The following is a 13041-nucleotide window of genomic DNA, read 5'->3' as shown; positions in this document are numbered from 1 at the left end:
AATAATTAATAATTATTAATTATTCATTTTTCAAGCCTCCAATCATAGGGAAAAAATATTTTCTTCCAATTGTGTTAATCCTCTCCCTTTTAATAACAGGGAATTGTTAATTTTTAATTGCTGAAAAAAACCTTGTATTGCCAATAATCCAGCCCCTTAATTATTTACTGGATAAACCAGATTTTAAGGATGTATTTGCCCTAATATTATTTTTAAGCGGTCATAATCATCTCTCAATAAAACACTCATATTTCTACCTGCCTGAACTAACCAATTACGGTCGGCTTTTCTCAGTTGATAAATTTCTCTAATAGTAGCAGCTACTAAAGCATCAACAGGAGCATTAACTAACTGTAATAAAGTCCGCAAAAAATCTAACTTTTCACTAAATCTAATTATTTCTTCTGATTCACATAAATAAACTGCTTGATGAATTTGAGGTGGACGGGGTGGAAGATATTGGTAAATTCTGCCATTTTCTGCTGTAGAACCATTTAATTCTTCTTGAGACTTAAAACCTACTATTGCTACCCTAAATTCTGTCTTCAACATAGCAAAAATTTGTGGTTGTTGTTCCCGTAACTGAGCTAAAGATATCCCTAAAGCTCTTGCTCTATGTACTGAATCAATAGGCAAGGTAGTTGCATAATAAACCACTCCATAAATCTGATTTCCTGATTGTTCATCCTCCGATTTTACCCAAGTACCAAAAGCAGGCATCATCGGAAAATCTAGCTCATCTGGTTCTAAACATTGAGCCAAAAATTCTGTTGTTGCTGTTTCTATTACTTCAGCTATGTAATTGTTCTGACGATTTGTATTAGCAAATTGGGGTAAAGGAAGACGCATAAGTATATAAGAAGGTGGTAGGTTGTAGGTGGTAACTTGTAGGTTTTAGGTGGTAGATGATTAATATTTCACCCAAAAACTCATACCATTCTTGATGTTTTTCTACAATTAATAATTACCTCTCCTTAAAATTTATAGAATTGGAAAACAGGATTTTTTTCTTGATTTCCACAGGAAATAAAAGACTTTAAACCTGAATTATTCAGTAATGAAAAACAACTTAGTATTTACTAACTAAATTATTTGGCGTTGCTGAGTGGTAATGATTTTGAGATTAACTTTGGGCGCAAAACATCAGTTTTTCAATTTTACCTTCAGCTAATAGACATCTCCAAGAATCAAAAATCAATATCTATATCCCAAAGAAATTATCAATTCTTTACCCTCCACGGTCGGGGCCCGCGGGTGGGTTCCCTACTACCTACAGCAAAGCTGCCTACTGCCTATGGGTGGAGTAGATGTCTAATTATCATTACATTTAAGCAACGCCAATTATTTTTTCTTGCCACCTGCCGTTGCATCTACTACAGCGGTTTTCATTTCGGTCACTGTAGTGACATTCCATGGAACTTCCCTACAGGATTTTGATTGTGGCGATGTAATTCATCAATATGAAAAGTGCTGTAACTCTAATTATGAGAGTCTAAATGTTACTAACTTATCCCAAAGTATTGAAGAAGGTTGTAGGTGGTAAATAATTAAGATTTCATCCAAAATATCATACCATTCTTGATGTTTTTCTACAATTAATAATTACCTCTCCTTCAAGTTATATAATTTGTTTTGCTCTTGATTTATTCTTGCAAATAAAAGACTTTAAACCTGAATTGTTCAGTAATGAAAAAAATCTAGTATTTACTAGCTAAATTATTTTTTCTTGCGACCTGCCGTTGCATCTACTAACTCTAATTCTGAGAGCCTAAATGTTACTAACTTATCCCAATTTCCACCTTCAAATAATACAGCAGCTTTACCGTCACTTACTCGTTGAACTTGTCCTTGAAATCCATAATAAGTATCACTAATATTTTTAACTTTAACTGCTACACCAGGTAAAATCATTGTTTTCTACTCCTATCAAAAATTTTCTTAATTTTAGGAAAATGAAGGCTTTTCCATTGTAATATTTTTGGCATCTATAAATCTTATTTTATGCCAAAGCTACAACAGAAACTCTACCAGCAATTTTTTGAGCGATCGCTTTGAGTTCTTGAGCAGAACTAGAGTTGGGAGCGCCAACTACAATAGGTACTCCAGCATCTCCACCTTCTCTAACAGGCATTTCCAAAGGAACACCTCCAAGTAGTGGTACACCTAGTTCCTCTGCTGTTCTTTTACCACCACCAGAACCAAAAATGTCATACTTTTTCTCTGGCATATCTGGAGGGACAAAATAACTCATATTTTCAACTATTCCTAATACAGAAACCCCCAACTGCTGAAACATTTTTAGACCTTTGCGAGAGTCTAATAATGCCACTGTTTGAGGTGTTGTCACAATTACCACTCCAGACATAGGGACAGCTTGAGCTAATGTTAATTGAGCATCCCCAGTACCAGGAGGCAAGTCTACCAATAAATAATCTAAATCACCCCATTGCACTTGGTACAAAAATTGTCGGATAATTCCATTCAACATTGGACCACGCCAAATTACAGGTTGATCTTTATCAATTAAAAAAGCCATAGAAACCAACTTTACTCCATGATTAAAAGCTGGTTCCAGGACTTCTCCAGACTGTCCTGCTTGTACCATAACTTTAGCATCTGCTAGACCTAACATCGTTGGGTCGTTAGGGCCATAAATATCAGCATCAATCAAACCCACTTTAGCGCCCATTTGAGCTAATGCCACAGCTACATTCACTGCTACTGTGCTTTTACCCACTCCACCTTTACCACTAGAAACAGCAATAATATTTTTCACTCCATCAATACCTTGGCGATCGGGTATAGTTTTCTGCTGAGGAGTCTCTGCTGTAACATCTACTATCACTTCCTCCACTCCAGGAAGTTTCTTAACAGCCTTTTGACAGTCTTCTACAATAAATTCTCGTAATGGACAAGCTGGAGTTGTCAATACTAAGGTGAACTTAACTTGTCCATCTATAACTTTAATATTGCGAATCATATTTAGTTCTACCAAACTCTTTTGCAGTTCTGGGTCTTGCACTGGCCGTAAAACATCTAAAATAGATTGAGTATCAGGTATGGTTGACATATAATATCCTTCAAAAATTAAATTTTTCTTAAATTATATCTGCTATTTGCAAGATAATGTTAAATATTTTCTTCACTTAATTACTAATAATTAAATTAATTATTAATTTGATATTTTAATAAAAGTAATGAATCTTAACCTAAGAATTAATGTAATTTAGGTCGTCTAGAGAAATGATTGCCAATGAGATAAAAAATTAAATTTAGTAATTAGTAAAAGAATCAATAATAACTAGCTACAAAATCTTTTTTAAGCCATCAATAATTTATCGTCTGCCGTATCATAATCATATAGTTTAGATGTAAATCAATAGGCAAGAGTAATTAAATAATTAAGAATTATAGTTGAGTATTTGACATCTTCTGATGACAAGATAGGTTGATTTACTCAAAAAAAACTGGAAAAAACAGGAAAATTTTACTAGACGATCGATAGCATGGTAGGATGAAAAGTCTGGAAAGATACATATAATTTTTAGCCAATTTGAAACACATATTGTACCTATGACAGCTTCCACTGAAACTCAAAAAACAACACCTCTATCTCTATCACTGGGTAGTACCCAAGGTCGAGTCAGTAAATTTATGCAGGATATACAAGATGAAATTTGTCAAGGACTGGAGCAACTAGATGGAATAGGCAAATTCAAAGAAGACCGTTGGGAACGTCCAGGTGGTGGTGGAGGAAGATCTCGTGTAATTAGAGACGGTGCGGTTTTTGAACAGGGAGGAGTTAATTTTTCAGAAGTCTGGGGAGAAAAACTACCACCAAGTATACTAGCACAAAGACCAGAAGCCGAAGGTCATGGTTTTTATGCTACAGGGACTTCAATGGTGCTGCACCCTAAAAATCCTTATGTGCCAACAGTGCATCTTAATTATCGCTATTTTGAAGCAGGACCTGTATGGTGGTTTGGTGGAGGTATAGATTTAACACCTTACTATCCTTATGCTGAAGACGCACATCACTTTCATCAAACTATTAAAGCAGCCTGTGACAAAAGCCATAAAGAGTATTATCCTGTATTTAAAAGATGGTGTGACGAGTATTTTTACTTAAAGCATCGTCAAGAAATGCGAGGTGTAGGAGGTATCTTCTTTGATTATCAAGATGGTCAAGGAGAATTATACAAAGGGCCAGATAGTCAAGGACCAGCAGCAATCTATAGTCAGCAGTTAGGAGTGCCTGAATCTCGTAGCTGGGAATCTTTATTTACATTCGTACAAAATTGTGGTAGATCATTCTTACCAGCATATAAAACAATAGTAGAGCGACGGCAACCCATGGAATATGGTGATCGGGAACGCAACTTTCAGCTATACCGACGTGGCCGTTATGTTGAATTTAATTTAGTGTATGACAGAGGTACAATTTTTGGTTTGCAAACCAATGGCCGTACAGAGTCAATCTTGATGTCTTTACCACCTTTAGTCCGTTGGGAATATGGCTACAGTCCAGAACCCAATACACCAGAAGCTAAACTATATGAAGTATTCTTAAAACCTCAAGATTGGGCTAACTGGAAACCAAATCATTAATTACTCTGAGTTAAACTACAGTCAGATGGGCAACCACCATAACTAATATCATCCCGAGGGAAGGGTCAGTGATTCATATTGAGCAAAAAACCCACACAACTCAGGACGGCACAACAGTAATCGTCCTAGCACCAACTGGACGCTTGGATATCACAACAGCTTGGCAGTTTCGCCTCAAGTTGCAGGAATGTATCTCCAAACTAAGTCGTCATGTAGTGGTCAATTTAGGTCAGGTTAACTTTATTGATAGTTCTGGACTTACATCTTTGGTAGCAGGCATGCGAGATGCTGACAAAGTTAAGGGTAGTTTCCGAATTTGTAGTGTTCATCCAGAAGCCAAACTGGTATTTGAAGTAACTATGATGGATTCTGTGTTTGAGATTTTTGAAACAGAACAAGAAGCTCTTGATTATCGTGATGTCCGTGAAGGGAATAGAGCTTAAACAGTGTTGAGTTTAAGCAGAACTTAATCAACTTTATATCTAAACAAACTGTCCAGCAGAGTACTTCTTTAATAAATTAAAATTCGATTGAAATGGGATTACCAAGACCAGTCACAATACAGTAAAAGTATATAGCTGACAAGATGATTGTCAATTAGTCATCATAAATTGTCATTATTTTAGTAAGGGTACATTGGGTTTTTCAATCCTATTTACCATTATTATGTAGAACTATTGGTGAATTTTCCTTGGATTAAAGGCTGACAACTTTGTTTAACAAAAAGTTTTATGGTAAATCCACTGAATCTTCTAGAATTGGTGTCAGTAAAAGTTATCATAGTTTTTGTAGAAACTGACTATTTGTTGATGACTAAATGCAGATATTAATTTGTTCTAGCTTGGCATCAGTTCAAAATCCCCAATCAGAATTTTAATTGCACTTATTTAGAATGTATTATTTTTGCCTTATGGTCTACCTTACTTGCAATTAATGCAAATTCAGTGGGTATGAATTTGTTATTTGGTTAAATATATATTTAAGTTGAACTCAGAGTTAAGCTTAATAATCTGAATGGCTGCCAATCATTAAAAACTGGTGGCCTTTTTTGAGAAATTAGAATATTACTGCACTACTTATAACATCAGTTCTGAACTAAAGCTACGACTTTTCATAAATTTATATGGCCCCAATAAAGCCCCCCAGGTACCTTTACCTGTTTGCGGATCTATACCTTTGTCATAACTAAGAAACTCTTGAGCGTTAACTTCAAAACCTAGTTCAACTTGGTAATATTGACTTTGATAGGTAAAGCCACAAACTGCATCAGGAGGTAGAATAGCTTGAAAATATTCATGATCTTGGCCATGGTTGTGATTGATCACTTCTAGAGTACAACCAGTTAAAAACTCCAGTTGGCGAGGTTTAAGCTGTTTAAGAATGTCTGGGTTTTTCCCCGACCCGAGAATAGAAGGCACATCTTTTGGTAAATAGTACTGAATTTGTAAGGATGTAGGACTATCTGAGGATGTGGAACTATCTGAGAATGTGGAACTATCTGAGGATGTGGGACTATCTGATAATTGTCGAAGTTGCATAATTCTAGGCCGATATGGTTGGTTTAATTTGAGAATATTTGCTTGCTCAGCAAATAAAGCAATCCTAGGTTCTGGAAACAGAGTAATAGGGACAGGTCTGTGCCATAGTCGAAGCTGAACATACCATGCGGGATCTGCGATCGCCTGGGTAGAATTATCAAATTCGCCAGCAAGATATCTAGCTAAAGATATTAACTCTGGAGAAAAGTTCATATTGATTTTTGATTTTGATTAAAATAATTATACAGATTACCTCAAGTATTAATTTAAATAGCTTCTAGCTATGTAGTGGTTAGCATTTTGTGAAACATAAAATGAACAGTAAGTAAAAACTATCTACTGAAATTGCTATGGAGGCTTGGTAAAATATACTCTAAGTTGCAATTGTTTTAGAGTATTCCGTAATCTTGAAGGCTGAAGGCTATTTTCAACTTTAAAATCAAAGAAAATTAATTATAGTTTTATGTTTAATCCTTACTTGTGCTATTTTTAACTAAATGATCATAATTTAAAGGTTGGAAGCGACAACTTTTAAAGCATTGACTGTAGCAAAGTTATAAAATATATATAGTCTATATATACACAATATGCTACAACCAAATTTGTGATGGAAAACAATTACCTTGTTTATACCAGGTTGTGTCACCACAATTACTAATAGGACTAATAGGAAAGACAAGGTAGTTGGCCTAATATTTGTGTAGTAGTTTTCGAGAAGATTAAAATAATTCGTACTTGGCCTTTAAATTGATAGAATATTCAACTGTGCCATACAGTCACGATCAATTAAACCAGTAATAACTAAGTTAACTATTTTAATTTTATTTTTTACCGAAAAATTTGGTTTAAAGCCTCCTACTTTCAGGGCGAATTTGTGTTATTCTATAAAAAGTGGAAAGGTATCTAACCACTCTAAAAGCCTAGCTACTTAAATCAGTAGCTGATTTAACCTTGAAAACTAGAGTTATGGAGTTTTGTACAGTAATGCTTGTACATGGAAAAGCTCTAAGCAACAAGTACCAAATAACCAAAGTTTTTTAAGGTTTGAACTGTACCGTAGGGCATAAGTCCACAGGGTCTTGAAATAGAGCAAACGCTTGGGGAGAGAACTATCTCTGGATTAGGTATCGCAAGGTATCTGATTTAAGTGGACTCATTGTTGGCGTAGCCTTGCGTCAGCAAACCAAGAATCGCGGTTTCAGGAGAATCTCCGCGCCTGACCGCCGGAGAATATGTCAAATTTTAGTTATTACTGTAGGTATTTCATAAAGTCAAACCCACCCTGCTTTTCCAGTACTATGTGCTTTCAAGCTGGCCTAGTAGGAAATCAACATCTGACAGGGATGGGATTATAGAATTAGAACACTAGGTGAATAATATTCGTACTGTCTCAGATACTAAGAAAGCTTTTTATAATTCTCACACCCGTCCAATTAACTCCATATACAATCGAGTTGTTGAAGAGCTGTTAGTGGAAATGCACCTGATTTCCGTCAATGCTGATTATAGCTATAATCCATTTTATGCTTTGGGTATAGTTACAGCTTTTGACCGTTTTATGGAGGGATACTCTCCTGAACAGGACAAAATTTCTATTTTTAATGCTCTGATTCAAGCACAAGAAGAGGACTCAGATAAATACCGTGCAGATGCTAAAGGATTAGAAGATTTAGCGAGCCAAATGTCTGGACAGGATATGATATCGTGGATTTGCTTATCAGCAGATAGAGATGATGCTCAACATTTGCAAGATAATTTAAGAGCTATTTCAGATGGTTATAAATTTAAGTATAATCGCTTATTTGCTATAGGTTTATTCACTTTACTAGAAATAGCAGATACAGAGTTAGTTAAGGAACAACCGCAGCGTACAGAAGCTCTCAAGAAAATTTCCCAGGCTTTAAACTTGCCAGAAGAAAAATCATTAAAAGATATCGAAATGTATCGTAGCAATTTAGAGAGAATAATTCAAGCTCGTAATGCTATGGAAGATTCTCTGATGGCAGCGAGAAAAAAAAGAGATAAACGTCGTAGCTTAGAAGAAGGAAATATACCTACTTCTCCTAGTAATACTTCAAAAAATAGTAATTAATAATAAATACCTAAAGATTGAATTATTGAATATTTAGTATTTTGACTGTATTTTCATTTTCTAAGATACTATGTACTGATATACAAAATATTCTCCTTGCTATTATTTTAATTTTATTTGTTGAGTAGAAGATGCTTGAAAACATCTCTACTCCAATTATTTCATAGGTGGTATTTCTAAAATTTAGTCCACTTTGTTCATAAACAAAACAAATAATGATATAGAATTGTCAATTTTTGATGTAAAAAAACTACATATTTACCTAGCAAATAATAATTTAGAATACATAATTACTAATATAAATAATTTTTTTTGTTTATATAATTTTTTTGTTCTTAGAACAAACAAGTTTAATGTACCTATCTAGTCAGGATAATTTAATTATAAATCAGATTATTGTTCATAATGTGGAGCATAAGATTTAAGTAATTCACTAAGTTGTGAACCAACATCAGGATAACTACCAAAAGGTGTAGGATTAATTGGTTGTCTATCTATATTTTGACCAATAGCTTCATTTATCTGCTGAGAAATTAGATTTTGAAGTTCATCTTTAGCTTTAGACCTTTGAAACTGAGCGCCCTCCTCTGTAGTAGCATATAAAGGAGGAAGTCTATTTAAAGCATAAGCTGAAATATCGCCCACATCAAGGGTTTTGTCGCTAGTGGCCTCAATCTCTGTCACTCGTGCGATCGCCTCAGACAGCACTAGTTCTTCCATAACATTAATAAATTGTTTACGAGGTAAAACAACAACTTCTCCTGTTAATAAAGCTCCCATTAAACGGTCAAGAGCCATATATTCCTCAATTGATAATTCAGAAGCCGTGTTACAAATTAATCCTACCTCTGCTTCCATAGAAGGTGTTAAATAACCATCTTGTAAAGCTTGTTCAACAATTTTTTCTATACTCATAAGTTTTATTCTAAGTTTACTGAAAATTATTTTAAAATAAGGTTTCTACATATTTATCAGATTAAAATTATAAGTTAATCAAAGTCAAGATCAACTATCATCTTACTTTTCAGAGAATAACTTAAAAATCACATATAAGTAAGTCGGTGGAAAAAAATTTCTGAGTCTTGATGTGTTAATTAGAAAAGTCTTATTCAATACCTTCGTATCGCCAAGGAACAGGATCGACCGATTGACCAGATACATATAGTCCCCAATGTAGATGAGGACCTGTAGATGCCCCCGTAGATCCGACAGCACCGATTAACTGGCCAGCTTTGACAAAATCGCCTTCTTGAACATTGATACGACTCAAATGGATAAAAATGCTCGTTACCCCTTGACCATGATCGATACCCACAGTATTACCATGAATTTCAAAACCCTGAGATTCTAATCCCACTAGAGCGACACGACCAGCAGCAGGAGCTACTACGGGAGAGCCATTATAATCTGCATAATCTACCCCACGATGATAATAGTTCTCAGCAAACTCTCCATTATAATACCGTCGCACCCCATAAATTGTACTTACAGGACCTTGGTTAGGTCGAATAAATGGACCATTCCAAAATTTCTCTGGAGTGACAAGTTTTTTAAATGCTCCCACTCTGTCAAATTCTAAGTCTGTTCCTTTGAGAGAATCTTTGCCAGGAGGCAACCAAATAGATTGAGTGGGAAAGGAGCGACTTTGCAGATTTACATTTACATTCTGCACACCTGCTTCAGTGGTAATTTGAAGTTGTCGTGTACCTGGTCGGTCTAAAGGAGTAGTTGGTAATAATGCCCTCAACTTATTTTGTCCAATTGAAAAAAATGGATAAGTTTTTCCATCCATATTAACTGTAGGAGTTGCTCCGCCAATAGATTTTTGAATTACAACTGATAAAGTATCTCCAAGTTGTGGGTTAGTAGGAGTTATTTGTACAGTTTGGCTGAATCCAGGGCTAGCTATTACCAGTATTGTTGTCACTATAGCTAAAATTAAGCTAGGGATAAACTGTTTAATTTTGATAGACCAAAACATGAGTTTTTGTAGTTAAAATTTTTGCGATTAATTAAACACTAAATTATTATATTTGCAGGTTCAAATTAAAAATATCCTATCATCTCAGGAGAAATCTATTTAAAGAAGGTTTTAGGTCGTAGGTTTTAGGTATTATACCCATTTTAAAAAAGAATGTTACGAATAATTGGGGGTGATAAAAAGATGTTACAAGAGCCCTTTGATTAAAAAGATAAGTTTTAACCTAAAAAATGGTATGGAAGTCATTCATTCTGTAAGTCCCCAATCCGACGTCTCCCCTGCCTGAATCGGTCCTGCTGACTCCTAAGAAATAGCCTAGCTATTTGTAGCAAAAATTTATCACCCTTGGTATTAGATTAAATTTTTAGGGTACTTAAACCCAAGCAACCGCAGAAACAATGAGTGACGGAAGAGTTTTCTACCCAATTGCACAGGGAGTGTTTTCTACACCTAAAACTTACCATCAAAGGAAGCCTAGATTTGATAATTAATTTTTAGTTTTGCTGATTTTTGGTATGAATAGATGGCTGAAAGCTATAAACCTAATTCAATATAAGATATAAAAAATATAAAAATTATAGACTCATTTATCAACGTCTAATTTTTAAAGCTAAATTATCAAATTATTTGATTATTAATTAATAAAGCTAGTAATTTTAACACTAAAATGATAAGATTTCAAAAATTTATTATTTTTTAATCAGGATTTTAAGACATAACCAATCAAACATTAAATATTATATCTTGAAGTTAATATATCTTTACAATATTGTCATACTTAATAAAAATCTGTGCAAGAAGACTTCCGATTAATCATAGACTTAGTATTAGTTCTGACAGCCGCAGCCACAGGAGGACTACTGGCATAACTGCTACGACAACCAGTGTTATTAGGGTATCTACTAGGTGGGATGATTGCGAGACAAGCAGGATTTGGTCTCATTAAAGAACTTATTCAAGTAGAAACATTAGCTCAACTAGGGGTGGCTTTTTTACTATTCGCTCTGGGAGTGGAATTCTCTTTAGGAGAATTGAAAAAAAGTTCAAGCTATAAGTTTGGGTGGAGGTGGACTACAAATTGCCCTGACTATTTTCATCACAACATTAGTATCTTTAGGTGTGGGATGGGTATCTTCTCCTCCCCAAGGAATATTTTTAGGAGCAATTTTATCCCTATCATCAACGGCGGTTGTATTGAAATGCTTGATGGAGCGCAACGAAGCTTCTACATCACACGGCCAAGTAATGTAGGGAATTTTAGTAGTCCAAGACTTAGCCTTGGGACTAATGTTAGCGGTTTTACCTGCTTTAAATCAGCCACCAGAAATTATTGGTATTACAGTGGGGCGATCGCTTCTGGAAATAGGTCTATTTGCCCTGGGTGCAATAGCAGCAGGAACAGGAATTATACCATATTTACTCAGATTTCTAGCAAAAACTGAGAGTCGAGAATTATTTTTATTGGGAGTAGTGGCCCTATGTTGAGGAATAGCTCTCCTCACTGAACACTTGGGTTTTTCGATTGAGATGGGTGCTTTTGTGGCGGGTCTGATGATATCTGAAGTAGAGTATGCTGACCAAACCTTAACTTATGTTGAGCCAATCCGAGATATTTTTGCAGCTCTCTTTTTTGTAGCGATCGGGATGTTAATCGACCCATTTTTTTATGGAGTCATTTAGAAATAATTCTGGGTTTGGTATTTTTAGTTCTAGTGGGAAAATTTTTGATTGTCACTCCCATTGTCAGAATTTTTGGTTATTCTCTGAAAACAGCAATTCTGACTGGTTTGGGTTTAGCTCAAATAGGATAATTTTCCTTTGTGCTTGCTAGTGCGGGACAAACATTAGGATTAGTTTCTCGTCGGGTATACTTATTACGTCGGGTATACTTATTAATATTAGGTACAATGGCTGTAACTTTAGTAATTACACCTTTTGTCCTGAAAATCGTCCCACAATTGTTAAATTGGGCTGAGACTTTTCCCTGGTTACAAAAATATCTTTACCAAACTGCGGAACCTTCTACAGCTATAGCAGTAGATTTACCTCTACAGAATCATGTTATTATCTGTGGTTATGGACAGGTAGGCCGTAACTTGGCACAACAACTAGAAAAATATAATGTCCCTTATCTGGTAATTGACCAATCTGAAAGAGTAGCTCAAAAGTTACGAGAAAAAGGAATTACTTACAGGTTTTAGAAGCAGCAGGTGTAGACAGAGAAATGGCAATGGCGATCGCTATACCAGATGCTATGAGTACGAGAATTTGCCTGAAGCGGTCTCTAGAATTTGCCCCAGACTTGGATGTTGTGGTCAAAGCTAATAGATATAAAGATATTGAATTACTTTATCAACTTGGAGCTAGGGAGGTAGTCGAACCAAATTTTGAAGCTAGTTTGGAACTTTCTCACCATTTGCTAGTGGGGATGGGGATACCAGCAAAAGATATTCAAAAGGAAATTAAAGAAATTCGTCAAAGTCATTATCAAGCATTACGGCCTTCAATTCCGCGAGTTAAAAGCAGCAATTCAGGATATGAACAGCAGATGGTACTCCCTACCAGAAAATTCTACTCTGACTGGGATGAGTTTAGAGGAAACTAATTTAAGACAGTTGACAGGGGTCAGCTTAATAGCTATCCGTAGATAAGAGGGAGAGGAAATTGATTATCCACAAGGTCAGGCAATATTAGATATTGGCGATCGACTTTTGTTAGTAGGAGAACCTACAGAATTAGAGAGTTTCGATAAGTTGGCTAAAGGGAAAATTGCTGTGCCAAAAGAAAGTACCTCTTGTCAATGGTTAATTTTAGGTTAGTCT

The 13041-nt window shown here is 35.3% G+C and carries 13 protein-coding genes and 2 pseudogenes; 8 read left to right on the top strand and 7 right to left on the bottom strand.

The features are described 5' to 3' along the window. Positions 1–183 precede the first annotated feature (183 nt). The 3 genes from F6K18_RS03080 to F6K18_RS03070 all read right to left on the bottom strand — a co-directional run bounded on the left by F6K18_RS03080 (position 184) and on the right by F6K18_RS03070 (position 3070). Complete coding sequence (locus F6K18_RS03080; protein ID WP_287518542.1) at positions 184–849, bottom strand: HAS-barrel domain-containing protein; 666 nt, start codon at positions 847–849, stop codon at positions 184–186. A gap of 867 nt (positions 850–1716) precedes the next feature. After that, positions 1717–1911 (bottom strand): NAD(P)H dehydrogenase subunit NdhS, encoded by a 195-nt coding sequence (locus F6K18_RS03075; RefSeq protein WP_124145727.1) that lies wholly within the window; start codon positions 1909–1911, stop codon positions 1717–1719. 88 nt (positions 1912–1999) lie between these two features. After that, the gene (locus tag F6K18_RS03070) at positions 2000–3070 is read right to left on the bottom strand and encodes an Mrp/NBP35 family ATP-binding protein (protein ID WP_287518540.1); all 1071 of its coding nucleotides are present in this window, start codon (positions 3068–3070) and stop codon (positions 2000–2002) included. Positions 3071–3573: 503 nt separating this feature from the next. Between F6K18_RS03070 and hemF the strand changes: the two genes are divergently transcribed. Then, positions 3574–4608 (top strand): oxygen-dependent coproporphyrinogen oxidase, encoded by a 1035-nt coding sequence (gene hemF / locus F6K18_RS03065; protein ID WP_287518537.1) that lies wholly within the window; start codon positions 3574–3576, stop codon positions 4606–4608. A 68-nt stretch (positions 4609–4676) separates the two neighbouring features. Continuing rightward, positions 4677–5051 carry an STAS domain-containing protein gene (locus tag F6K18_RS03060; RefSeq protein ID WP_124145730.1) on the top strand — a complete coding sequence of 125 codons (375 nt, stop codon included), beginning with the start codon at positions 4677–4679 and terminating at the stop codon, positions 5049–5051. A gap of 633 nt (positions 5052–5684) precedes the next feature. On the opposite strand, the gene F6K18_RS03055 is transcribed toward F6K18_RS03060, so the two are convergent. After that, positions 5685–6359 (bottom strand): chromophore lyase CpcT/CpeT, encoded by a 675-nt coding sequence (locus tag F6K18_RS03055; RefSeq protein WP_287518533.1) that lies wholly within the window; start codon positions 6357–6359, stop codon positions 5685–5687. A gap of 1156 nt (positions 6360–7515) precedes the next feature. Here F6K18_RS03055 and psb29 point away from each other — a divergent pair. Then, positions 7516–8238: a photosystem II biogenesis protein Psp29 gene (gene psb29, locus F6K18_RS03050; protein WP_287518530.1), complete on the top strand. Its 723-nt coding sequence runs from the start codon at positions 7516–7518 to the stop codon at positions 8236–8238. Positions 8239–8631: 393 nt separating this feature from the next. On the opposite strand, the gene F6K18_RS03045 is transcribed toward psb29, so the two are convergent. The 3 genes from F6K18_RS03045 to F6K18_RS36410 all read right to left on the bottom strand — a co-directional run bounded on the left by F6K18_RS03045 (position 8632) and on the right by F6K18_RS36410 (position 11162). Then, positions 8632–9153, bottom strand: coding sequence for a late competence development ComFB family protein (locus F6K18_RS03045; protein WP_287518528.1), 522 nt, complete (start codon positions 9151–9153; stop codon positions 8632–8634). 190 nt (positions 9154–9343) lie between these two features. Then, positions 9344–10219: a M23 family metallopeptidase gene (locus tag F6K18_RS03040; RefSeq protein ID WP_287518527.1), complete on the bottom strand. Its 876-nt coding sequence runs from the start codon at positions 10217–10219 to the stop codon at positions 9344–9346. A gap of 778 nt (positions 10220–10997) precedes the next feature. Beyond that, the gene (locus F6K18_RS36410) at positions 10998–11162 is read right to left on the bottom strand and encodes a hypothetical protein (protein ID WP_353734996.1); all 165 of its coding nucleotides are present in this window, start codon (positions 11160–11162) and stop codon (positions 10998–11000) included. Here F6K18_RS36410 and F6K18_RS36405 point away from each other — a divergent pair. The 5 genes and pseudogenes from F6K18_RS36405 to F6K18_RS36385 form a co-directional block, all read left to right on the top strand. Continuing rightward, positions 11131–11202 (top strand): annotated as a pseudogene (locus tag F6K18_RS36405) (hypothetical protein); the annotation flags it as partial. The gene F6K18_RS36410 and the pseudogene F6K18_RS36405 overlap by 32 nt on opposite strands. A gap of 73 nt (positions 11203–11275) precedes the next feature. Then, positions 11276–11470, top strand: a complete 195-nt coding sequence (locus F6K18_RS36400; RefSeq protein WP_353734995.1) for a cation:proton antiporter — start codon at positions 11276–11278, stop codon at positions 11468–11470. 36 nt (positions 11471–11506) lie between these two features. Next, the gene (locus F6K18_RS36395; RefSeq protein ID WP_353734994.1) at positions 11507–11704 is read left to right on the top strand and encodes a hypothetical protein; all 198 of its coding nucleotides are present in this window, start codon (positions 11507–11509) and stop codon (positions 11702–11704) included. A gap of 24 nt (positions 11705–11728) precedes the next feature. Beyond that, entirely contained in the window at positions 11729–11899 is a 171-nt protein-coding gene (locus tag F6K18_RS37225) for a cation:proton antiporter (protein WP_375341290.1), read from the top strand. A 227-nt stretch (positions 11900–12126) separates the two neighbouring features. Then, a pseudogene (locus tag F6K18_RS36385) lies at positions 12127–12824 on the top strand (NAD-binding protein). Positions 12825–13041 lie beyond the last annotated feature (217 nt).

This window comes from Okeania sp. SIO2C2 (assembly GCF_010692625.1).
Taxonomy (GTDB): Bacteria; Cyanobacteriota; Cyanobacteriia; order Cyanobacteriales; family Microcoleaceae; genus Okeania; species Okeania hirsuta.
Note: the sequence above shows the minus strand (reverse complement) of the source record. Positions and strands in the feature narration are given on the sequence as shown.